This is a genomic window from Pedobacter sp. ASV28 (assembly GCF_016428855.1).
GTDB lineage: Bacteria > Bacteroidota > Bacteroidia > Sphingobacteriales > Sphingobacteriaceae > Pedobacter.
This window is the reverse complement of the sequence record NZ_JAELTN010000047.1, coordinates 1-23,679: the sequence shown is the minus strand read 5'-3', so window position 1 is coordinate 23,679 and position 23,679 is coordinate 1. Positions and strand designations below refer to the sequence as shown.

Sequence of the window (23,679 nt, the reverse complement as noted above, 5' to 3'; positions counted from 1 at the left end):
AAAAACCACTTTTTTAAGCTGATACAATTCGATACCTTAGTCGCGTAAAAATTCTATAAGTAGTAACCTTAAACAACCTCAAATGAAAATAACTGTAGTAGGTGCTGGTGCCGTTGGCGCAACTTGTGCAGATAACATTGCCAGAAAAGAATTAGCTGAAGAATTAATATTGCTGGATATTAAAGAGGGCTTTGCCGAAGGTAAAGCAATAGATATGATGCAAACAGCAACATTGCTAGGCTTCGACACGAAGATAAAAGGCGTAACCAATGACTATAGCCAAACTGCAGGTTCGGCAGTTGCGGTAATTACCTCAGGGCTGCCCCGCAAACCTGGAATGACCCGCGAAGAACTGATTGGCATCAATGCCGGAATTGTTAAGGGCGTAGCCGAAAACATCTTGAAATACTCTCCAGATGCTATTATCATCGTTATTAGCAATCCGATGGATACCATGACCTATTTGGCATTAAAATCTCTTGGCTTACCAAAGCACAGAATTATTGGTATGGGGGGAACACTAGATAGCTCCCGCTTTAAATATTATTTAAGTGTAGCCCTTAACTGCAACGCTAATGATCTGCAAGGTTTTGTTATAGGTGGTCATGGCGATACCACTATGATTCCATTGACCAGATATGCCACTTATCAAAGCCTACCGGTCACCGATCTATTGGATGAAGCTACCTTAGCAAAGGTAGCTGCCGACACCATGGTAGGTGGGGCAACCTTAACTGGCCTTTTGGGAACCTCTGCATGGTATGCTCCAGGTGCGGCAGGTGCAGCCTTGGTAGAAGCTATTGTACGCGACGAGAAAAAACTATTCACTTGCTGTGTTGCACTAGATGGTGAATATGGCCAGCAAGATATTTGCTTGGGTGTACCTGTTATTGTTGGAAAAAATGGATGGGAAAAAATTATCGATTATCGTTTAAACGAAAACGAACAAGCGGCATTTAATAAAAGTGCCGATGCCGTTCGCAACATGAATAACGTACTGGCAGAAATGAAGCTAATATAAATGAGAACCATTACCGTTCCGCTTATCTTAATTAATTTACAAGACAATGGTTTCCACATTTTGGTGGAAATTGTTGTTTTTGGAGAAACATTATTTGCCGTATTAGATACTGGAGCATCACGCTCTGTATTTGACAAATCATTATTGGAACAGCACCTTACACATTTAGAGGAACACGAAGAACAACAAGCTGCTACCATATTTAGTAGTGCAAGTACTTTAATGGGCACTATTCCTCTCCTGAAAATTGGTGGGTTAAACCTAAAAAACTATGAAACGGTGGCCATTGACCTACAAAGTGTTTCAGATACCTATATCCAAATGGGGCAACCCGCTATTGCTGGCATTATTGGTGGTGATATTTTAATGCAGTTTAACTGCAAAATAGACTATAAGAAAAAACTACTGAGGTTTTATAAAACATGATTCACCACATAGACATATAGCTTTTCTATTAGCTGGAAGATATAAAGCATTTACATAGACTACTTAAGCTATGTTTGAAGATTTATCTTTCTATCTAGGTTTCAACTCTTAAACAAAACATCCTATGTTTCTCTGTGGTTTAGTTTTTAAAATTGCTTTTCGATATTGTGTTTTAAAAAACAACGTTAAGGATTGAAGAAAATACTTAAAGAACATTAAGGTTTTATAAATTACATATGAACTGGTCATTTTTAAAAATCTTTACTGGTTTATTTTTTGTTGGCATTTCCTTATTAACTGCCCAAGAAATAAAAATCATAGACAAACCCATTATTTACGATTCGACAAGGGTTAGACTATCTTTAGCCTATCTTAAAGAAAGACACGGGCTCGTCAAGAATACGCCTACGATCACACCTGTAATGGTTGTTTTACATTGGACCGCAGCTAAAACTTTCTCTTCTACGTTTAATGCCTTTAATCAACCTAAGCTTCCTAATGGCGACAGGAAAGATATTGCTCAGGTAAGTAGTTTAAATACCTCTTCACAGTATCTGATAGATAGGGATGGTACCATTTACCGTTTAATGCCCGACAACTATTTTGCCCGACATGTTATTGGTCTCAACTATTGTGCTATCGGAATAGAAAATGTAGGCAGTTCCAATTTTCCCTTAACAGAAGCCCAACTCTTAGCAAATGAGCAATTGGTGAGGTACCTCCATAAAAAATACCATATCCAATACCTCATTGGTCATTATGAATATACCAAGTTTAAGACCACAAGCCTGTGGAAAGAAACCAATCCAAAATATCAAACAGGAAAAAATGACCCCGGAGCCGATTTTATGAAACTGATCAGATATAATCTTAAAGATCTGGGATTAAAAGGCGCCCCTACCCCTTAATGAATTTATTTGGTTTGATGATATTTTACTACCTTTAAATAACATCAAATCAAAACATTATGAAATTTCTTAAAATTTTTCTTGTAATTATTTTAGTAATAATTGCCATTCTGTTTATAGGAGGTCTATTCCTTCCCAAAACGTACTCTGTTGGCAGAACCATCAGTATTGCCGCTCCCGATAGTGTTATTTATCGAAATATTGCAGACTTCAACGAATTTGGCAAATGGAACCCCTGGTTAAAAAAGGAACCAAGTGCTAAAGTAACAGTAAGTGGGCCTGTTGCGGCACCCGATCACCTCTATCAATGGGAAGGAAAAGAAGTGGGCAGTGGACAGATGAGAATTACCGCTGTAAAACCGTACGAATTAGTCAGCATTGAATTAAAATTCATTAAGCCTTTTGAGAGCATAGCCGAAACACATTTCTATATCACAAAAGATGGGGAGCAAAACAAAGTTACCTGGACCATGAGTGGTAAAAACGAAAATGTGTTCAGCAAATGGATGAGCCTTATGATGGACAGAATGATTGGAAAAGATTTTGAAGAGGGGCTACTTTCACTAAAAGAAAAGTCCGAAAAATAATTTCGCCTACTTATTGCCATAAAAACCCTTTTAATTTTCGCCAATTAAAAGGGTTTTTATTTTAGAAACACCTTTACATGTTCAAATCCCAAACAATTTTGTCTAATTAACGTTAAAAAACAATAAAAATTCAACACAAACCTATTTTATATTTTTTTATTTCCTTTTTTTTAAACTATTTGCCAATAATGAATTTATTACTTGTTGAAGACGAGCCAAATGTGGTGTCGGTGGTATTGAGAGGTCTAACTGCAGAAGGCTTTGAGGTAAGTGTTGCGCCCGATGGGTTAACAGGAGAACAAATGGCAAAATCAAATAATTTTGATTTGATTATCCTAGATATTATGCTCCCTGGAATCAATGGCCTTGAACTATGTAAGATCATTAAGAAAGAAAAACCAAACATACCCATCATTATGCTAACGGCACTGGGGACAACAGAGAATATAGTTAATGGGCTGGATAATGGTGCAGATGACTACCTGATCAAACCATTCAAATTTGCCGAGCTCTTTGCACGGATCAGGATGTTGCTAAGAAGATACAAGGGCAGCATAGTTCCAGACCACACCATCAATATCGCCGACCTACATATTAACCTTACGGCAAAGTCTGTAAAAAGAAATAATACAGAGATTACCCTTACCGCTACCGAATATCGCCTTTTGGAATTCATGGCCAAAAACAAATCGAAAATCCTTTCCAGGATAGATATATTGGAGAACGTATGGGACATAGACTTTAATCTTGGCACTAACGTAGTTGATGTGTATGTTAATTACCTGCGCAAGAAAATAGATAAGAATGCCAGTCCCAAATTGATCCACACTGCAGTAGGATTGGGTTATGTACTAAAAGAGTCCTAATGCAGATCGCCAAAAAAATCACCTTATTATTTGCCATTCTTTCAGCTATCATCATTTCTTTGCTGAGTAGCTTTGTATGGTACTTTTCGAATGAATTTGCCTTCGAAGATTTTTACAAACGATTGGAGGCTAGGGTAAATATTGCTGCACAAATTAAGCTATTTGAAGACGTAAACAACGACGCTTACTCTAAAATGCGCAGTCAATATTTAGAAAGGCTGCCCTCTGAAAAAGAGTACGTAATTAAGGCAGACACGAATATGCATCCTGGAATTAGTACCGATGATGATTTACCTATCGGCTTTTACAACAAGATAAAAGAAGGTAAAATGGCTCGTTATCGAAAAGAAAACCATTTTTATGCAGGCAAATATTTTGAAAGCAACAACCAAGGGTATATCGTGGTCATAGCAGCCAATGATCCTTTCGGATTTCGTGAACTCAAAGACCTACAGAAAATATTAATCGCCGGTTTCTTTCTTTCCATTTTTCTTTCTTTCATTGTAGGATGGAAATTTTCAAACTATACCCTCGGTCCTCTGCGTAATATCATCAAGAGCATGAAAAAGATCAAGGCAGAGAATCTCCATCTTCGTCTTGATGTAAAAAGCTATGGTGGCGACGAGATGTCTGAACTGGCGCAGACTTTCAACAACATGCTCAATAGACTGGAAACAGCTTTCGAAACCCAAAACAACTTTATCAGCAATGCGTCCCATGAACTCAGAACACCACTAACCATTATCAGTGGTGAAGTTGAACTAGCCATGGACTCGAGAATGGACTCGAAAGAACATCTACAAGCACTGCGCAAAATTAAAAGTGAATCAGATAGATTAGAGCATATTCTTACAAGCCTTCTAGGGCTTGCGCAATCGGGCTTTAATGGGAAAGTACAACCTCGTGAGGAAGTGAGGATAGATGAGCTGCTTTGGGAAATTAAAGATGCCGTTTACCAGGTACATCCCGAGAGCAAAGTTGAACTGGACCTAAGTAGACTTCCCGAAGATGAAGCTGCAGTAACGCTAAGGGCCAATAAGAACTTACTAAAATTAGCGGTAACCAACATCGTAAGCAATGCCTGTAAATATTCCGACTTTAAACCCGTAAACGTAAAGCTTGAAAGTAATGGAGAATTACTATCTATTGCAGTAATCGATCAAGGGATAGGAATTCCACAAGATGATATTCAACATATTTTTGAACCTTTTTTCAGGGCCTCTAATACCAGCAATTTTAATGGCTATGGGGTGGGCTTACCGTTATCACTTAATATTATCAGGCTACATAGAGGTAGTATAGGTATTAAAACGAAAGAAGGCATTGGCACTGAAATTAAGGTCATGCTCCCTGTTAATTAAAATTCTAATCTCATTCTAATCTTGTTCTTATGCGGTTATAATATCGCTGACCTAAACTTGTATTAAATTAAATATTTAAACATTTAAACAAGAGAGGTTATGAAAAAAGTATTAATTCCAACTGACTTTAATGTAGAAAGCACTAAAATTATAGATGCCCTTGCCATCAACCATGAAATAAAGGACATCACTATTGTATTTTCACATGCCTTTAAATTATCGGACTCCATATCAGACATGCTGATGTTAAGCAGGAGAAGCAAAGACTACGAAAATATCAGCGATGAATTTTATGAAAAAATAAATTTTTATAGCAAAAAATATCAACAAAAAATCAAAGGTATAGGCATTGAATATTTTTATGGCAGTACAGTTGCCGCCTTTAAGAACTTTCTTGATCACTTTGAAATTGACACCATCATTTATCCGCAACATTACCATTTTCAGGCAGTCAACAAACTGAGTATAGATCCCAAATACCTTACCGATCGTTGCGGACGAAATGTACTGGAATTGGATATAGAGCTGATCGCCGATTCCGAACTTCTATTTGAAACCAAAATGCACGAAGAGGCTCCTGTCAATATACTAAGTGCTTAATTTATTCTAAAATTTAATCCTAATATCATGTTGTTAAGAAATAATATACCACTCACTTACATATTTGGAAAAATCAAACCCGAATTAATTTTTGTCATTACCTATTCCATTGGCATTGTCATATTGTATCAGAACTTTCATGTCACCAGGATATCCATCCCTATTGCCGTTCCTGCATTATTAGGCACCATCATTTCCCTATTACTAGCCTTTAGATCTAATCAGGCTTACGACAGATGGTGGGAAGCCAGAATAATTTGGGGAGCGATTGTCAACGATTCGAGGTCACTAGCTAGACAGATCATTTCCTTTGTAGATAATCCCTATGAGCTAGATGAAATTGAAACCTTTAAAAATAGATTTGTTAAGAGACAGATTGCATGGTGTTATGCCCTGAGCCAATCGTTAAGAGGTTTTAACTCCTCAAAAGGATTAGAGAGATATCTGGATAAAAATGAGCTTAACTTTATACAGAAGCAAAGAAATGTTACTGTTGCCCTATTGGAACTCCATGCCATGGACCTCAAAAAGGCTTTGAATGAAGGTTGGATCAATAAGTATCAACAGATAGAAATAGATAAGACCCTGACTACACTATGCAATCATATGGGAGGTTCGGAACGGATTAAAAACACCATATTTCCGGTTACCTATAGTAAGTATATCCATATGTCCATTTATTTATTCATTATTCTGTTGCCATTTGGACTGATCGAATATTTTGGCTTTATGGAAGTGCCAGTGGTAATTGCCATATCTACCTTCTTTTTACTGGTAGAAAAAATGGCCGTCCACCTGCAAGATCCATTTGAAAACAAACCCACCGATACACCGACCACCACCATTTGCAGGAACATAGAAAAAGACCTCTGCCAAATGCTGGATGACCATAAATTATTTGAGGATAGGGCGCATGCCGATATGGCTCCCGTAGGTTCATATTATATCCTTTAATCTTATTAGTGCTTGTTTTTGATTAATAAAAACCCTGTCATGGTACCGACAGGGTTTTCCTTTTTAAATTAATCGTTAATAAGACTATATTTTAGCATTAGCACTTTGGTATCTTCAATACCTGATTTTGCAGTTTTTATACCCGCCACCAGATATACAATGAACAGCTGAATAACTATAGATGAAAGTAAAATATGTTCATTCAAACCAAGCCATTCTTCTTCAGTGCTTAACAATAAATTGTTAAGCAATAAAAAACTGCCAATAACAGACATATAGCTCCCCGAAATACGATACGACATATATTGACCAAGTTTCTTACTGGAGAAATAAAAGATATACAACCATAAGCCGAACAATACTATGCCCACAATATAAATTATATAAAATATGCTGGTACCCAAAAACTGTTGTTGCAACTTAAAGATAAGCAAACAACAAACGCCCATCAAAAAAATATAAGGAAAACTAAACATTTTTGAGAAAGCTTTCCAGAATGCTCTGTTATACTTTTTATTCAGTGATTTAATCACCGCACTTTCAATTACACTAAAGCCCATTACTCCAAATGATTGATGGGTAAGCCGAATAGCTTCATCCAATGACAAACCTGGATCTTCAGCTATTCTCTCTTCCACTGAAGAGACCACATGATCTAAAATTTCCATTTGAACATCTAAATGGACAAATCCCTTCCTAACAATATAGGACCTTACTTCTTCAATTTGAGTTATTGACAACTTCATACCATTTAAGCTAACCTTCTTACTTTTTCCCTATACAACTTTATAAATGCTTTTAGATACATGCTTGTGAAAAAAAACAGGCACAATACAATTACATTTCGGGTATTTAAGGCAAGACCAACCATACTGCCCTCCCCTATAAAGGCCGTAAAAGTAAGCGGAAAAAAGCTGAAAGGCAAAAGGATGAGCCAGCCTAAAATTACCCCTTCCATAGACGATTTACGTCGGAAACTTAAGGTAATATAACCCTTCTTAAATAGCCAAGCTACACTTAATATATAGCCTAAAATCATACTCCATAGGTATAGGTTTGCAAAATTTACCCCATTGCCCAACTGATATACATATAGCGAAGCATAAAAAACGAGTAACAATAAAGTATATATCAAATTTTGGAATTTAAAAGCACTAATCATATCTGTAACCAGATACCTGATGTACCTATATTTGGTTTTGGATAAAGAATCCTTTTCCATCTTTTTGATTTCCTTAAAACTTCCAAAATCTTGTAGAACAATTCGGCCAACTATTTTCAATTGATAAGGCTCTTCAATTTCCTCAAGGGCATTTAACAGATGGTCATAAATCTCGCTATAAGTCTCCCTATACTTTGACGATTCAGAAATATAGTCTTGTACTTCTTTCTTTTGTTGTAAGGTGAGCTGCATTAAAAACTAGGTTTAAGATTTAACAATAACTGTAATTGGGCAATAAAGTCTTTCGCTTCCTGTAGTTTATTTACCACTTCCTTTTCCCCGCTTTGCGACAGGGCGTAATATTTTCGCAATCTGTTATCTACTACTTCCGTTGTGGTTTCCAATAATCCTTCTGCTTCTAATTTGTGTAATGCAGGATATAAAGCACCTTCTTTCAACAGTAGGCTCCCATTGGTAATGGTTTTTACCTTTTGTGTAATTTCATAACCATACATACGCTTATTTTCGGTTAACAACTGAAGAATGATGGTTTGTAATGTTCCTTTGAACAACTCGTTATTGATGGCCATATTCAAATATGTATATAATTTTAAGATAAAAAAACCCTGCAACTTGGTGTAGCAGGGCTTAGTCATTTATATTCAGCTTAATTATTAGGCATCAATTTTTGCATATTTTGCATTACGCTCAATAAACTCTCTACGTGGCGCTACTTCATCGCCCATTAACATAGAGAAGGTACGGTCACATTCGGCCGCATTTTCAATAGTGGCCTTCATCAGCGTTCGGGTAGCAGGGTTAAGCGTGGTTTCCCACAACTGCTCTGCGTTCATCTCTCCCAAACCTTTATAACGTTGAATGTGCACGCTATCTTCCTTACCTGCTCCTTTTAAGCGTTGTACGGCAGCATCGCGTTGTACATCATTCCAGCAATATTCAAAATCTTTACCTTTTTTAACCTGATACAACGGTGGTGCTGCAATATAAACATAGCCAGCTTCGATCAGGCTCTTCATATACCTAAAGAAAAAGGTCAAAATTAAAGTAGTGATGTGTGATCCATCAATATCCGCATCGGTCATGATGATAACCTTATGATAGCGCAGTTTTGTAATGTTCAACTCCTTATCGTCTTCTGCCGTACCAATGCTAACTCCTAAGGCCGTAAACATGTTTTTGATCTCATCATTTTCATAGATCTTATGCTCCATGGCTTTCTCCACATTCAAGATTTTACCTTTCAACGGAAGAATGGCCTGAAAGTTACGGTCGCGACCCTGTTTAGCCGTACCACCCGCAGAATCTCCCTCCACCAGGTAAAGCTCACATTTTTCCGGATCGCTATCTGAACAATCGGCCAGTTTACCTGGCAGTCCCGAACCGCCCATTACGCTCTTACGCTGAACCATTTCCCGGGCCTTACGTGCCGCAGCCCTAGCAGTTGCCGCCAAAATCACCTTGTTTACGATCATCCTGGCCTCTTTAGGGTTTTCCTCCAGATAAATACCTAGCGCCTCCCCTACAGCCACATCAACCGCACCCATCACCTCACTGTTTCCCAATTTAGTTTTCGTCTGTCCTTCAAATTGAGGTTCCTGAACCTTTACAGATATTACAGCCGTTAAGCCTTCTCTAAAGTCGTCGCCCGTGATCTCAAACTTTACATTCTTAAGGAGCCCAGATTTTTCTGCATAGGCTTTTAGTGTACGGGTTAAGCCACGCCTGAAACCGGCAATATGCGTACCACCCTCATGGGTATTGATATTATTCACATAAGAATGAACATTTTCCGAATAACTATCGTTATACTGCATGGCCAGTTCAACCGGAATGCCTGCTTTAATTCCTTCCACGTAAATGGGTTCTGGAATTAGAGAAGGACGCGTACCATCTAAAAATTGAACAAATTCTTTTAGTCCGCCTTCAGATTTAAATTGTTCAGAAAGGAAACTGCCATCCTCATTCACCTCACGCTCATCGGTCAAAGTCAAGCTGATCCCTTTATTCAGGAAGGATAGCTCACGTAAACGAGAGGCCAAAGTATCGTAACGATATTCTGTAGTTTGCGTAAAAATTTCGCTGTCTGGCTGAAAAGTCTGTATAGTCCCTGTTTTATCTGAAACACCTATTTCCTTAACATCAAACAAAGGTTTTCCTCTTTCATATTCTTGGGTAAAGATTTTACCTTCACGATGTACTACGGTTTTTACATGAACCGACAAAGCATTTACACAACTTACCCCAACACCGTGCAAACCTCCGGAAACCTTGTAGGTATCCTTATCGAACTTACCTCCGGCATGCAATACGGTCATTACAATTTCAAGGGCCGATTTTCCCTCTTTTTTATTGATACCTGTTGGGATACCACGACCGTTATCTTCTACGGTAATGGAATTACCCTCATGTATAGTTACAAAAATATCTGTACAATAGCCGGCAAGCGCCTCGTCAATAGAGTTATCTACAACTTCATAAACCAAATGGTGCAAACCTTTTACTCCGGTATCACCGATATACATGGAAGGGCGTTTACGAACCGCTTCTAAACCTTCTAATACCTGTATATTATCGGCCGAATAATTTGACTTTGGATCTTTTTCTTCGCTCATAATTTTTTTAAAACTTAAAGATTCAAAAATAACCATTTTTAATGGATTTCAGGCTAATGTGGATAACTATTTACGCATAAAAATTGATTAAAACACACTAAAAAACAGTTGATTTTAGGATACTCGGATTTGATTTTTATATTTGCTAAAATTTATAAAAATAGAATGAAGTTAATGGTGACGGTTTCACCCTTTCAAGAGTGAAGATTTTATCCCCCCGACAACTTCATTACCGATAAAAACAACAGATATTCAGATGAAATTGAACAAATTAAAATTTAGCGGTATAGCCACTGCTGTAACCATAGTTTCTTTAATGAGCGCTTGTGGAAATAAAGAAACTAAAACCGAAACCAGTACAGTAAAACCTGTAGCAACAGTAGATGCAAACCAGGATAAAATTGTATTTGTTGATTCCGATTCATTATTGAACCAATACGAGTACTTTAAAGTGCTAAAAACCAAAATGGAAGCCAAAGGCAAAGCTGCCGATGCAGACCTGAAGGCAAAAGGATTGGCTTTTCAGCGAGATGCACAACAATATCAGGCTCAAGCCAACAGTATGACGGCAGAGCAAAGGGCAGCTACCGAACAAAGGTTGGCCCGTAAGCAACAAGAGCTACAAGCCTATCAACAAAATGCAGGATCGGCTTTCCAAAATGAACAGGCCAAAGAACAAGAAGCCCTTTATAACAAAGTAGCCGATTTTCTTAAAGAATATGCAAAGAAAAAGGGCTATAAAATGGTATTAAAATACCAAAAAGGTATGGGCGATATCCTTTTCGCCGACGAAAGTCTTGATGTAACCACAGAAGTGATCAAAGGCTTAAATGAGGCCTACGCCAAAGAAAAAAAATAAGCTTATTTTTTTATTATAAAACGCCACGATTGTTCGTGGCGTTTTTTTTTACCTTAAATTTAAACTATGGAAACACATAAAAAATTTATGCGGATGGCCATTCGACTTTCAGAAAAGAATGTACTGCAAAGTTTAGGAGGACCTTTTGGTGCTGTAATTGTGAAAAATGGCAAGGTCATTGCAAAAAGTGCGAACAAAGTCACTTCAAGCAACGATCCTACGGCACATGCCGAGGTGGCCGCCATTCGGTTGGCCTGCAAGAAATTAAAAACTTTTGACTTGTCAGGATGTATAGTTTACACCAGTTGTGAGCCCTGTCCTATGTGCCTAGGTGCCTTATATTGGGCAAGGGTAGATACCATCTATTATGGAAACACCAAAAAAGATGCTGCAAAAATTGATTTTGATGATCAGTTTATTTACGAAGAACTAGATAAGAAAATGAATGACCGTAAATTACCAATTATTCAGCTTTTAAGAGATGAGGCCCAGCAGGCTTTTCAGCTATGGGAAAAATCTCCAATGAAAATAGACTACTAATGACTTCATTACCCTTAATAAATTTAGACACACAACATGGATCCCTATGAAGAACAAGTACGTCTAGCCCTGCATTTATGGATAATGGAGTTACAGAAGAAACCTTCGGTAATGGGCAAACTAGCCAATAAGGTACAGACCAAGCTCAATAGTTACATTCCTCAAAAAGTACACAATACGGTTACGGTAAGCATTAAGCAGATGGTAAAAGCGGTGCTTTTTGGTGCCAAGATAATCACTTCGCCAACTCCCCATCCAGCCATGAGCCTCTTACATAGGGAAGCTTTGGTCAAAGACAAAATAGCTACTTATTGTAAAACCGGAGCGGCTGAAGGGGGGATAACTGGTGCTGGTGGTTTTTTAATGAGTTTGGTCGATTTTCCGGTATTGATTGCCATCAAAATAAAGTTGCTCTTCGAAATTGCCAGCCTATATGGATACGACGTGAACGATTTTAGGGAGCGATTATTCATTCTACATATTTTCCAATTGGCATTTTCGAGTAAGGAAGGAAGTCAGAAAGTATTCAAAGAATTGCAAAACTGGGAGGAGAAATCAATTGCACTGCCTATAAATGAGGACCATTTCGATTGGCAAGCCTTTCAGCAACAATACCGCGATTATATCGATCTGGCCAAATTGGCCCAACTATTACCCGTAGTGGGGGCTGCTGTTGGGGCGGTTGCCAACTACCAACTGATACAGAAATTAGGTAAAACCGCCATGATGTGCTATCGGATGAGGTTACTTAAAGTTCAATAAGCCAAACCTAGAACCAACATTATTCTTCTTCAAAAAAACTGTCCAACAGGTCATCTGTTTCCCTACGGTCTTTTTTCGTTGGACGACCCGCCCCCCGATCACGTTTAAGTGTAGGCGCATGAAAAACAGACTTAAAGGCATGGGTTTCCTCAACAGGCGTTAGATCTTTATACTTCGTTACCGCAATTTTGGCCTCTGTTCTATTATAAGATAAATCTACCACCTCTATTACCTTTTTCTCAATTCCTTTAGAAACCTGGTAAACATCGCCCACCTTAACAATGGCAGAAGGCTTGATGTTCTGTCCATTCAACTTCACCCTTCCCGCTTTACAGGCATCTGTTGCCAAGCTCCGCGTTTTGAACAACCTGATTGCCCAAAGGTATTTATCGATCCGTAATTTCTCTTTCTCCGTCATAAAAAATCAAAAGTAACAAACAACAACAAACAAACGTGTAATTTAGGTAAATCTTTTGAACTCGTAAATCAATTAATTATATGACGTTTTTAACATACAGCCAAACACGTTGGGTAATTTAAACCGTTAATTTCTAAAACAATTATCCAATCAAAACACTGGTAATACATAAAATTCATTTATTTTGCATAAATTTTTAAATACAATGATTGGAGAATTAAAAAAATTAATAGAAGACGCTTGGGAAGATAGGACCTTATTGAGCTATAGCAATTACTGCGAAGCTATTGAAATAGTCATACAAAAACTAGACAAGGGCGAATTACGTGTTGCAGAGCCTGTTTTAAATAGCTGGGGGATTAACGACTGGATTAAAAAAGCCGTTATCTTATATTTTCCCATCAAACAAATGAAAGAAATAAAGGTAGGCCCTTTTGTTTTTCATGATAAAATGGAATTAAAGACCAACTATAAAGAGGCTGGTGTACGTGTAGTACCTCATGGCATTGCCCGTTATGGAGCTTATTTGGCACCTGGCGTTATTATGATGCCTTCTTATGTTAACATTGGCGCTTATGTAGACGAGGGCACAATGGTTGACACTTGGGCCACGGTAGGCTCTTGTGCCCAAATTGGCAAACGTGTTCACTTAAGTGGCGGTGTGGGTATTGGAGGCGTATTGGAACCGGTACAGGCAGCTCCTGTAATTATTGAAGATGACTGCTTCCTTGGTTCAAGAGCTATTGTAGTAGAAGGTGTTCGTGTAGAAAAAGAGGCTGTATTAGGCGCAAATGTGGTGCTAACGGCTTCTACTAAAATTATCGATGTAACTGGTGAAAAACCTGTTGAATATAAAGGCATAGTTCCAGCTCGTTCGGTAGTTATTCCAGGTTCCTATACCAAGAAATTTCCTGCTGGCGAATATCAGGTACCTTGTGCTCTAATTATCGGAAAACGTAAGGAATCAACAGATAAGAAAACTTCGCTTAACGATGCGTTGAGGGAAAATAATGTAGCTGTTTAAGCTTAAAGCAAGAAGTGAAAGCTGAAGACAGAAAGTATATTGAAAGCTCAAATCCTGATCTAACAGGCTTTGGGCTTTCTGCTTTGGGTGCTAGGCTACGGATCGGATACGATGGCAAACGTGCGACCAACAACCTCACCGGATTGGGTAACTACAGCCGTTCGCTGATTGAACATTTAGCCTCAAGATTTACCCAACACCAGTACTTCATCTATTCGCCCAAGGTAAAGGAAAATCTACTAAAACTGCCTTTTTTTTCTTTCAAGAACATTTCGCTAAAACTGCCCGAAAGCGCCTCTTTTTTATGGCGAAGCTTCGGCATTAAAAAGCAACTTCAACAAGATCTCATTGACCTTTACCATGGTTTAAGCCACGAAATTCCTTTTGGAATTAGAAATACAAAAATTAAAAGTGTAGTCACCATACACGACCTGATCTTTTTACGCAAGCCCAACTACTACAAATTCATAGATCGGAAAATCTACACGCTCAAAAGTAGGTATGCCTGTAAAAATGCCAATCGGATCATTGCCATTAGCGAACGTACCAAACAAGATATTGTAGCCCTATATCATATTGATGAAAAAAAAATAGATGTAGTCTACCAAAGCTGCGATGATCTTTTCAAGACACCCTCCTCGGTACAAAAAAAAGAAGAAATACGCAAAAAATATAATTTACCCGCCCAATATATTCTAAGTGTAGGCACTATTGAAGAGCGTAAAAACCTCAATCTGTTAGTAGAAGCTTTAGCTAAAGTGGATAGCAACTACACTTTAATCGTCATTGGCAAAAATACACCCTACCTAAAAAAGGTACAACAGACCATTACAAAAATGAATTTGGGCAACAGAGTGGTTTTCCTTAATGATGTCCCCTTTGAAGACCTCCCCACCATTTATCAATTGGCCAATCTGTTTGTTTACCCTTCTTTTTACGAAGGCTTTGGTATTCCTATTATAGAAGCTATTTATAGCAAAACACCTGTAATAGGCGCCACGGGCTCCTGTTTAGAGGAAGCAGGCGGACCAGATAGCCTATACATCTCTCCTTATCATGCTGATGACCTGGCCACTGCCATTAACCAGGTCTTAGCCGATGAACAGCTCCAACAACAAATGATAGAAAAATCATGGAATTATGTACAGCGTTTCAACAATGATTTGATTGCCCAACAAGTAATGGATTGCTACCTGAAAACTTTAAACGATGATTAGATAAAATAATGTTAAGTTATTGTCTAACCCGTACAAATATTTACCTTCGTTTCTTAAACCCAAAAGATATTGTATTTTGATGAAGGTTGCTGGTTTTACATTTATTAGAAACGCCGTAAAAAACGATTACCCTATTGTAGAGGCCATTACTTCTATCCTGCCCATATGTGATGAATTTATTGTTGCCCATGGTAATTCTGATGATGAAACACTTCAGCTCATCAAGCGCATTAATTCACCTAAAATAAAGATCGTCCAAACGGTTTGGGATGATTCGCTGAGAGAAGGTGGCAGAACTTTTGCCCTGGAAACCGATAAAGCTTTTCAGGCCATTAGTAAAGATGTTGATTGGGCATTTTATATACAAGGTGATGAATGTGTACATGAAAAGTATCTGCCCATCATCAAAAAGGAGATGGAAATCTGCCTGAACAATAAACAAATTGAAGGTCTTTTGTTCAATTACAAACATTTTTATGGCTCATATGATTTCTTCGCCCATTCAAGAAGGTGGTACAGAAGAGAGGTGAGAATTGTGAGAAACCTTTCAGGTATACATTCCTATAGGGATGCACAGGGCTTTAGGTTAAATGGACAAAAGATCAAAGTAAAACATATCGATGCCTACATCTATCATTACGGTTGGGTAAAACCTCCAGAAGGGCTAAACCATAAGGTACGCAACTTTAATCAGTTCTACACCCATGATGACGACTGGATAGAAAATAACTACCCTGAATTTGCAGCATTCGATTATAAAAATGCTGACGAGCTACATCAATTCGAAGGTACACATCCAAAAGTCTTTCAATCGAGGGTGGATAAAAGCAATTGGAAATTCAGTTTCAATCCTACCCAAGCAAAAAACAAACTACCATTTCGGAGAAAAATTTTAGCCTGGATTGAACAGCATACCGGTTTAAGGTTTTTCGAGTACAAGAACTACAAAAAAATTGCTTAGCTCAATGACAGGCAAAAGAAGAAGCATTTCAGTCGTGTTGCCAAATTATAATGGCAAACATTTAATGGAATTATTTATTCCATCTGTTTTGGCTGCCTTACAGACCAGTCAGATCGACTATGAATTTATAGTGGTTGATGATTGTTCTACCGATCATTCTGTCGAGTTTATCCAGCAAGCATATCCGGCCATTATTTTATTGGTTAATGAACGAAATGCAGGCTTTTCTTATACTTGTAATCAAGGCATTAGAAAGGCCACCAAAGAGCTTGTGTTCTTATTGAATTCTGATGTACGGTTAACACCAGATTATTTCGAGGCCCAATTCTCCTATTTCGATCTTGAAAATACATTCGGCGTAATGGGCCGCATCATGAATTTTGATGAAAAGAAAATCGAAGATGCTGCACGTTTCCCCTCTTACAAGGGAGCCAAATTTAAGGCAAACACCTTCTACTATCTAGAAAATGAGGACTCCCCTACTCTGACCTGTTATCTTTCTGGTGCGAATGCGCTGGTAGATCGACAAAAATTAAGTTTACTCGACGGCTTTAATGAAATCTATTCTCCATTTTATTTTGAAGACTTTGATTTGGGATTAAGGGCTTGGAAAATGGGCTGGCTATTGTATTATGAACACCAATCTATATGCTACCACCAAGTAAGCTCATCTACCAATAAAGTAAACAAATCCAACTTTGTAAAAATAACCTATAACAGAAATAGCTTCATTTTACAGTACATACATTTAAATGGTCCTAAAAGATTTTTTTGGCTTGTACAGCTCTTTACCATAACACTTGCCGGTCATTTGATCAAAGGTGAGTTTTGGATATTAAAAAGCCTGAGGCAATTTATTTCCAAGCAAAAGGAAATCAAAGAATCTCGTCGTCAAATTAAAGCAAACCAAATAAAATTAAACTCAAGCATCCAGTTGAACGATATTATTAAGATGATCAGGTCATCATTGGTTAAACAAAAAATTAAATGGTTATAAGATGAAAGAGCAAATCAACAAAGCATTAGCCGTATTAAAAGAAGGCGGTGTTATACTCTACCCTACCGATACCGTTTGGGGTTTGGGCTGTGACGCGACCAACGCTGAAGCTGTAGCTAAGGTGAATGCCATTAAAGGAAGGGCTTCTGATAAAAGTTTAATTGTTTTATTAGATACCGACAACAAAATACAGAGTTATGTTAATGAAGTTCCAGACGTTGCCTATGACCTGATCGAGTATGCCGAACATCCTTTGACCATCATCTTTTCGAAAGCTAAAAACCTAGCCCATAATGTTATAAACAATGATGGCAGTGTGGGCATACGTATACCAAAGCACGATTTTTGTCAGCAATTGATCCAACGTTTTCGTAAGCCCATCGTTTCTACCTCAGCCAACATCAGCGGAGAAGTTACGCCACAGTTTTTTGACCAGATCAGCGATAAAATTAAATCGGAGGTTGATTTGATTGTTGACTTAGACCAAGAAGACCGAACCGTTAAAAAGCCATCTACCATTATAAAACTAGGGCCATCAGGCCAATTTGAATTTATAAGAAAGTAAGCGCCAATAGTTTTTATTATTTTTGCTTTCTTTTGTCATCATGAGGAACGAAGGTTCTGTGCTAAGAATGGATTCATTACTACGCCCTGAATGATAGAATTAATGATTATGCAGCAACACCTTAAACATCCCATATTTAAAATCCTAGCCGAAACAGCGGAGCAAACAAAGACTGAAATTTACGTTATTGGTGGTTTTGTAAGGGATTTATACTTAGAACGACCTTCAAAGGATATCGACATTGTGGTATTAGGAAATGGTATTGAGTTTGCCGAGAAAGTGGGCCAAAAACTGAAAAGCAATGTAGCCATTTTTAAAAGCTTTGGTACGGCTATGCTAAAGTACCATGACCTGGAAATCGAATTTGTTGGGGCAAGAAAGGAATCCTATCGCTCAAACTCCAGGAAACCTATTGTTGAAAACGGCACCCTACAAGACGATCAGTTGCGTAGAGACTTTACCATTAATGCGCTGGCCATTTCACTTAATAAGCAAAATTATGGTGAGGTAATCGATCCATTCGAGGGACTAGCCGACCTACAAAATAAAACCATAAGAACGCCATTAGATCCTATTATCACTTTTTCTGATGATCCCTTGAGGATGATGCGGGCCATTCGCTTTGCGACCCAACTCCATTTCAACATAGACCAGGCTGCTATTGAGGCCATCTCATCCCAAAAAGAACGAATTCATATTGTTTCAAAAGAGCGGATCACCGACGAGCTTAATAAAATTATTCTCGCCCCGAAACCTTCTATCGGTTTTAATTACTTGTTTGACACAGGCCTACTAAAGCTTATATTTCCCCAAATGGCCAATCTGTATGGCGTAGAGATCATTAATGGAAGAGGCCATAAAGACAATTTTTACCATACGCTACAGGTGTTGGACAACATCTGTCAAACCTCTGAAGATTTATGGTTACGTTGGGCAGCTATTTTACATGACATTGCCAAACCGGCCACCAAACGCTATGAGGAGGGGCATGGCTGGACATTCCATGGGCATGAAGATAAAGGAGCCCGTATGGTTCCCCAAATCTTTGCACAGCTTAAACTACCTTTGAACGATAAGATGAAATTCGTGCAGAAACTGGTACTGCTCCACCTGCGTCCCATCGTTCTTGCGCAGGAAAAAATTACCGATTCTGCAGTTAGGCGCCTGCTGTTTGAAGCTGGGGAAGAAATTGAAAGTCTTATGCTGTTATGCAATGCTGATGTAACAACGAAAAATGAGTACAAGTTAAAAAAGTATCGCAATAACTTCGAGCTCGTCAAACAAAAATTAAAAGATGTAGAAGAGCGAGATCAATTACGCAACTGGCAACCTCCAATTACTGGAAACGATATTATGCAAACCTTTGGCCTTGCTGCAGGCAAAGAAGTAGGCATTTTAAAAAATGCCATACGCGAAGCTATTTTAGAGGGAGACATAACAAACAACTATGAAGAAGCGTTTACTTTTATGCTCCAAAAAGCCAAAGAGTTAGGTCTGGAACCCGTTACAAGCTAGTCTTAGCTCTCTTTTTTTATTTTTATTTTATATTTTTACCAAAGAATAATCATTCATATACATAATGGCAATTTATAGATTTAGAATTTCTTTCGAAGATTACGATGATATTACTCGGGAGATTGACATCAAGACCAACCAAACTTTCGAGGACCTACATAGGGCAATACACCGCAGTACAGGATATAATGCAGATAAGTCATCGTCATTCTATGTAAGTACAGATAACTGGATCAAGGGAGACGAGATTGCCATTCACCCTAGCCAGCGCAAAATTGATAACGGTGTTGTTTTAATGGAGAATTCCAAACTGAGCAATTTCATTGAAGACCCGCACCAAAAATTTTATTACATCTATAATTTCGATCGTCCTTACGATTTCCATGTTGAATTGATCAAGATTATTCTAGAGAATGATCCAAACATTGAATATCCTTATTTGGTAAAAAGTGTAGGTGAAGCTCCAAAGATCATTGACAAAACCAATATAGGCAGTATTGCGGCAAGCAGTGCTGCTGCAGATAATGATTTTGATTTTCTTAACGAATTGGATTTTGTACCCGAAGATGTGGATGAGCTAGAAGCTATGGGAGGCAGAGGTATCAATACCCAAGAAGAGGAAGGTGAAGAGGAAGAGGAGGATAAAGATGATGAATTCTCAAACGACGATGAAGAATACGGGACCGACGATTACGGTGGTAACGATAAGGACGATTATTAAGCTATACACTTTAAGCCCATGCCACAAAAAACCCTAATTGTAGTAGTTGGGCCAACAGCAATAGGTAAAACTGCCTTAGCCATAAAGCTTGCGCAGTTTTACGATACCGAAATCATTTCTGCCGATTCAAGACAATTTTTTAAAGAGATGGCTATTGGTACGGCCAAACCCTCTGCCGAAGAATTAGCTGCAGCTCCGCATCATTTTATTAATTCGCATCATATTACCCAGCTTTTCAGCACGGGCGATTTTGAGGTAGAAGCACTCCAACTGATGGATATGCTTTTCAGCGAAAAAGAAGTGCTTATTATGGTAGGTGGATCGGGTCTATATATTAATGCCATTTGTAATGGTTTAGATGAGTTACCCGAGATAGATCTAGGTATACGGGAAAAGTTAAACCAACAATTTGAACTAGAGGGAATAGCTCCCATTAGGCAGCAGTTGGCAACCTTAGACCCCGAATATTTTGCCAAGGTAGACCAATCCAACCCGCAGCGAATGATCAGGGGGCTTGAAGTCATACTATCTAGTGGAAAGAAACTAAGCTCCTTTTTAACTGCGCACAAAAAGGAACGGCCATTCCATATCATCAAGATAGGGCTGAATACCGATAGGGCAAAGCTTTATGAACAGATCAATTTAAGGGTCGACTTGATGATGCAACAAGGTCTTTTAGCAGAAGTAAAAAGTTTAGAAGACCATAAGCATTATAACGCACTCAATACAGTGGGATACAGTGAATTGTTCGATTTTCTGGCTGGACAAACTACGCTAGAACATGCTATTGAAAAAATCAAACAGAACACCCGACGCTTTGCCAAAAGACAGCTTACCTGGTTTAGAAAGGATACAGAAATCCAATGGTTCGAGCCCAATGAGACCGAAGCCATCATCAAGTACATCAATCAACAGATTGCTCATTAAAAGTTAATACCTATTTTTATACTGATCTATTTTTTAACCTTAAAAAGCCTAAAATCCTCTTTATAGGTAATAAAAAATGAGTGGTTGAATTGTAATTTGTCATCTGATTGACCTAGATCGAAATGAGGCTCAAATCTAACATCCAAATAAAGGTGGGGCAACAATTCTTTTTGATAGGCATATCTTATAGATAGGATCTCTCTATGATTTTGTTTATATCCATACTCATAAAGGTTCTCGGAAACCGATTGGTACAACGGCATTCCTTTGATCGTAATGAAATTATTGCCCTTCCAATAAGAAGCCAATAAGCTTCCCCACTTGGTATCCATACCAGCATTTAACCATAAGCCAAACCCTCCCTGATAGGCCCTGGCTTTTGTAGGAGAAAAATCTTTATAGGCGGCAATATAATTTGAAGTATAAATCTCCTTTACATTATAGCCTACTTTCTTACCCAATTTGAAACCTGTAGCTCCATTAAACAAAGTTGATATTGGCACCTCCTTTAACACATCAATCTGTCCACCCTCATGATACACCAGAAACTGGGCTGGAATAGAGAGTTTCCAGCCATTGGTTTCCGCTAAAGTAGATTCGGTAATTAATCCACCTACAATTTCCTCTTTTTGTGCATCCCCTCGATAGATCATTTTTTGCCAAGCAATCCATCCATCCAACCTAAACTTTTCTTTTTCTACTAACAACTGTGTACCATATTCAATGGGTGTTGTGATCTTACGTTCGAAATCATAAATGGGTTCTATATAACCATGCTGTATATTACCTTCTAAACTACCGAAGACCAGGGTTAGGTCATTCTTGCTATATTTTATGTTAAACAAGGGCTTGGCATCATAAATACCCTCCCTTCCAAAATCTTTTCTAAGGTAGGCACCACCCGTAATCGCCAAATTGGGGTGTGCATAATAAACCAGTTGCGGTTCTAACTGGGTACCATACAGGGTGTAGCCATCATGAAAGTTATTTGAGTATTCATAATTTCTAACATAGTTGAAATTATAAAAATTAAGGTGTAGTTCATGGGTTAAGCTATCTGCAGGTCGAATGCGGTTGAAGATCGCTTCATTGTTAAACTGCGCTTTTGATAAAAGACTCAGACTTATTAGAAAAAAGGCAAGTATTTGTTTTTTCATCTATTCAAATTTTGTTTTCAGCGGTAATGAAGCCGCCATAATTTGATCATTTCATTTTGTGATTTTGAAAATCATAGCGGTTTCATAATGGGATCGTTACTTTTTATCTTTCTCCCTATAGTATTTATAGATTTTCACTGCCATCATAATCACAGCCGAAAAGATAATTAAACCTACTAGCCCATAGAGCCAATCGATGGCACTTTTAAGGATGACGGTAAATACAATGGCTACCAGTAAAATAGTGGCTACTTCATTCCATAAGCGTAATTGGGTAGAAGTGCATTTAAAGATGCCCTTACGCATTTGCCTGATCATCCGTTGACAGATGAAATGATAGGCTAGCAGGCCTAATACAAAACCCAGTTTTACGTGCATCCAAGGTTGTTGCAACCAACCCGGCACCAGATAAATCATCAAAGCTCCTGCTACAACGGTTAAAATCATAGCTGGTGTGGCAATGATATTCCACAGCTTGCCTGTAATTGTAGCATATTCCTTCATCAGAATGCTTCTTTCGGGCTCGGCTTTGTCATTAGCCTCGGTATGATAGATCAACAAACGTACACCATAGAACAGACCAGCCATCCAACTTACTACAAAAATGATATGTACGGCCAAAATGTATCTGTAGTATGCTTCCATTAAGCTTTCAATTTTTTAAGAATATAAGTATCTACCCATGCAGGTATGGTTAATTGCTTAAACTGAATAAAACCTTTTTTTACTTCCCCCACAAATAAGTGTTTTAACCCAGAATTGTCCCAAATATACACTTCATCTGCCTTTTTAATCATTTCTGGCAGTAATTCCATCGTCAAAAAATATCTTTGTTCGATCTTCTCCATTTCCACAAAATGCCCTCCTTTCTTCACCCTATCCTTCACTCGCTCCACGTTCATCATAGGTGTTTCGGTACCAACAAAATACAGGTAAACCTTATATTGGTGTTGATGCGCAAAATCTATTAGATCTAATTTTGAGGGATGAGAAAAAACAGTCTCAAAAGAAAAAGATTGCTCATTTTTTATCAGTTTATGTCGAATAAAATCGGCAATAATCGCAAAATGATAAGAATTGAAATATGGCCCAGCATTTTGATCCATCTTAACAATAACATTCTCCCTGATCGTTAAATTCCAAGTCTTTTCAGTGAAGCCGGCTTTTGCATATAAGCCATGACCGGAATAGAACACAACAAACTCCTCTTCAGTAGCCAAAAAATCAAAATCAGATAAATTGATGAAGCCATTTTTTTTAAATGCCTCTTCTAGATGGTCAGCATTAACAAACAGCTTTGTCGAGAAATATATAGATCTGATGGAATCAAATAAAGTTGTTTTACCAGTACCGTTCGGTCCAGCGAAAATCCTCAATTTTGGTCTTTTGGGCATTAAAACAATTTAATTCCTGTCTCTTATACACATCTGACGATGCCGACGATCGAGCCATAGTGTAGAGAGGGGGGGGGGGGGTGGGAGGGATGGGGGGGGGGGGG

The 23,679-nt window shown here is 38.2% G+C and carries 27 protein-coding genes; 19 read left to right on the top strand and 8 right to left on the bottom strand.

The genetic code is table 11. From position 1 onward, the window contains the following. The first annotated feature begins 82 nt into the window (after window positions 1–82). From mdh to JHD79_RS16380, 8 genes are all read left to right on the top strand, one after another. Window positions 83–1,021, top strand: a complete 939-nt coding sequence (gene mdh / locus JHD79_RS16415; RefSeq protein ID WP_199120386.1) for a malate dehydrogenase — start codon at window positions 83–85, stop codon at window positions 1,019–1,021. After that, window positions 1,022–1,447 (top strand): retropepsin-like aspartic protease, encoded by a 426-nt coding sequence (locus JHD79_RS16410; RefSeq protein ID WP_199120385.1) that lies wholly within the window; start codon window positions 1,022–1,024, stop codon window positions 1,445–1,447. 236 nt (window positions 1,448–1,683) lie between these two features. After that, entirely contained in the window at window positions 1,684–2,355 is a 672-nt protein-coding gene (locus tag JHD79_RS16405) for a peptidoglycan recognition family protein (protein WP_199120384.1), read from the top strand. Window positions 2,356–2,414: 59 nt separating this feature from the next. Further along, window positions 2,415–2,942, top strand: a complete 528-nt coding sequence (locus tag JHD79_RS16400) for an SRPBCC family protein (RefSeq protein WP_199120383.1) — start codon at window positions 2,415–2,417, stop codon at window positions 2,940–2,942. A 188-nt stretch (window positions 2,943–3,130) separates the two neighbouring features. Beyond that, complete coding sequence (locus JHD79_RS16395; protein ID WP_199120382.1) at window positions 3,131–3,808, top strand: response regulator transcription factor; 678 nt, start codon at window positions 3,131–3,133, stop codon at window positions 3,806–3,808. Further along, a complete protein-coding gene (locus JHD79_RS16390) occupies window positions 3,808–5,169 on the top strand; it encodes a HAMP domain-containing sensor histidine kinase (RefSeq protein ID WP_199120381.1) in 1,362 nt (453 codons plus the stop codon). Before JHD79_RS16395 ends, JHD79_RS16390 begins: the two co-directional genes overlap by 1 nt. Window positions 5,170–5,268: 99 nt before the next feature. Further along, on the top strand, window positions 5,269–5,769 hold the full coding sequence (locus JHD79_RS16385) for a hypothetical protein (RefSeq protein WP_199120380.1): 501 nt from the start codon (window positions 5,269–5,271) through the stop codon (window positions 5,767–5,769). Window positions 5,770–5,796: 27 nt separating this feature from the next. Further along, the gene (locus tag JHD79_RS16380) at window positions 5,797–6,723 is read left to right on the top strand and encodes a bestrophin family protein (RefSeq protein WP_199120379.1); all 927 of its coding nucleotides are present in this window, start codon (window positions 5,797–5,799) and stop codon (window positions 6,721–6,723) included. 68 nt (window positions 6,724–6,791) lie between these two features. Here the strand turns inward: JHD79_RS16380 and JHD79_RS16375 are convergent, their stop codons facing one another. From JHD79_RS16375 to gyrB, 4 genes are read right to left on the bottom strand one after another with little or no spacing between them, the layout of a single operon-like run. After that, window positions 6,792–7,469, bottom strand: a complete 678-nt coding sequence (locus JHD79_RS16375; protein ID WP_199120378.1) for a hypothetical protein — start codon at window positions 7,467–7,469, stop codon at window positions 6,792–6,794. Window positions 7,470–7,474: 5 nt separating this feature from the next. Beyond that, a complete protein-coding gene (locus JHD79_RS16370) occupies window positions 7,475–8,137 on the bottom strand; it encodes a hypothetical protein (protein ID WP_199120377.1) in 663 nt (220 codons plus the stop codon). Further along, entirely contained in the window at window positions 8,137–8,541 is a 405-nt protein-coding gene (locus tag JHD79_RS16365; protein WP_233164750.1) for a PadR family transcriptional regulator, read from the bottom strand. Before JHD79_RS16365 ends, JHD79_RS16370 begins: the two co-directional genes overlap by 1 nt. A gap of 18 nt (window positions 8,542–8,559) precedes the next feature. Next, window positions 8,560–10,518: a DNA topoisomerase (ATP-hydrolyzing) subunit B gene (gene gyrB, locus JHD79_RS16360; protein ID WP_199120376.1), complete on the bottom strand. Its 1,959-nt coding sequence runs from the start codon at window positions 10,516–10,518 to the stop codon at window positions 8,560–8,562. A 256-nt stretch (window positions 10,519–10,774) separates the two neighbouring features. Here gyrB and JHD79_RS16355 point away from each other — a divergent pair, with 256 nt between their 5' ends. The 3 genes from JHD79_RS16355 to JHD79_RS16345 all read left to right on the top strand — a co-directional run bounded on the left by JHD79_RS16355 (window position 10,775) and on the right by JHD79_RS16345 (window position 12,679). Continuing rightward, complete coding sequence (locus tag JHD79_RS16355) at window positions 10,775–11,377, top strand: OmpH family outer membrane protein (RefSeq protein WP_199120375.1); 603 nt, start codon at window positions 10,775–10,777, stop codon at window positions 11,375–11,377. 66 nt (window positions 11,378–11,443) lie between these two features. Beyond that, window positions 11,444–11,917 (top strand): nucleoside deaminase, encoded by a 474-nt coding sequence (locus tag JHD79_RS16350; RefSeq protein WP_199120374.1) that lies wholly within the window; start codon window positions 11,444–11,446, stop codon window positions 11,915–11,917. 36 nt (window positions 11,918–11,953) lie between these two features. Next, window positions 11,954–12,679, top strand: coding sequence for an EcsC family protein (locus JHD79_RS16345; protein ID WP_199120373.1), 726 nt, complete (start codon window positions 11,954–11,956; stop codon window positions 12,677–12,679). 19 nt (window positions 12,680–12,698) lie between these two features. Here JHD79_RS16345 and JHD79_RS16340 read toward each other — a convergent pair whose 3' ends face one another. Further along, complete coding sequence (locus tag JHD79_RS16340) at window positions 12,699–13,097, bottom strand: RNA-binding S4 domain-containing protein (RefSeq protein ID WP_199120372.1); 399 nt, start codon at window positions 13,095–13,097, stop codon at window positions 12,699–12,701. A 205-nt stretch (window positions 13,098–13,302) separates the two neighbouring features. On the opposite strand from JHD79_RS16340, the gene JHD79_RS16335 reads away from it, so the two are divergent. From JHD79_RS16335 to miaA, 8 genes are all read left to right on the top strand, one after another. Further along, on the top strand, window positions 13,303–14,121 hold the full coding sequence (locus JHD79_RS16335) for a 2,3,4,5-tetrahydropyridine-2,6-dicarboxylate N-succinyltransferase (RefSeq protein WP_199120371.1): 819 nt from the start codon (window positions 13,303–13,305) through the stop codon (window positions 14,119–14,121). 14 nt (window positions 14,122–14,135) lie between these two features. Then, window positions 14,136–15,338, top strand: coding sequence for a glycosyltransferase family 1 protein (locus tag JHD79_RS16330; protein ID WP_199120370.1), 1,203 nt, complete (start codon window positions 14,136–14,138; stop codon window positions 15,336–15,338). 79 nt (window positions 15,339–15,417) lie between these two features. Beyond that, window positions 15,418–16,299, top strand: coding sequence for a glycosyltransferase family 2 protein (locus tag JHD79_RS16325; RefSeq protein ID WP_199120403.1), 882 nt, complete (start codon window positions 15,418–15,420; stop codon window positions 16,297–16,299). Between the two features lie 4 nt (window positions 16,300–16,303). Next, complete coding sequence (locus tag JHD79_RS16320) at window positions 16,304–17,296, top strand: glycosyltransferase family 2 protein (RefSeq protein WP_199120369.1); 993 nt, start codon at window positions 16,304–16,306, stop codon at window positions 17,294–17,296. 1 nt (window position 17,297) lies between these two features. Next, window positions 17,298–17,861, top strand: coding sequence for an L-threonylcarbamoyladenylate synthase (locus JHD79_RS16315; protein ID WP_199120368.1), 564 nt, complete (start codon window positions 17,298–17,300; stop codon window positions 17,859–17,861). Window positions 17,862–17,969: 108 nt separating this feature from the next. Continuing rightward, entirely contained in the window at window positions 17,970–19,376 is a 1,407-nt protein-coding gene (locus JHD79_RS16310; RefSeq protein WP_199120402.1) for a CCA tRNA nucleotidyltransferase, read from the top strand. Between the two features lie 64 nt (window positions 19,377–19,440). Beyond that, window positions 19,441–20,097, top strand: coding sequence for a hypothetical protein (locus JHD79_RS16305; RefSeq protein ID WP_199120367.1), 657 nt, complete (start codon window positions 19,441–19,443; stop codon window positions 20,095–20,097). An 18-nt stretch (window positions 20,098–20,115) separates the two neighbouring features. Continuing rightward, window positions 20,116–21,024, top strand: a complete 909-nt coding sequence (miaA, locus tag JHD79_RS16300) for a tRNA (adenosine(37)-N6)-dimethylallyltransferase MiaA (RefSeq protein WP_199120366.1) — start codon at window positions 20,116–20,118, stop codon at window positions 21,022–21,024. 26 nt (window positions 21,025–21,050) lie between these two features. On the opposite strand, the gene JHD79_RS16295 is transcribed toward miaA, so the two are convergent. From JHD79_RS16295 to JHD79_RS16285, 3 genes are all read right to left on the bottom strand, one after another. Beyond that, window positions 21,051–22,181: a hypothetical protein gene (locus tag JHD79_RS16295; protein WP_199120365.1), complete on the bottom strand. Its 1,131-nt coding sequence runs from the start codon at window positions 22,179–22,181 to the stop codon at window positions 21,051–21,053. A gap of 96 nt (window positions 22,182–22,277) precedes the next feature. After that, window positions 22,278–22,826, bottom strand: a complete 549-nt coding sequence (locus JHD79_RS16290; protein ID WP_199120364.1) for a CopD family protein — start codon at window positions 22,824–22,826, stop codon at window positions 22,278–22,280. After that, on the bottom strand, window positions 22,826–23,557 hold the full coding sequence (locus JHD79_RS16285; RefSeq protein WP_233164749.1) for a hypothetical protein: 732 nt from the start codon (window positions 23,555–23,557) through the stop codon (window positions 22,826–22,828). The genes JHD79_RS16290 and JHD79_RS16285 overlap by 1 nt, the downstream gene beginning before the upstream one ends. Window positions 23,558–23,679: the final 122 nt, after the last annotated feature.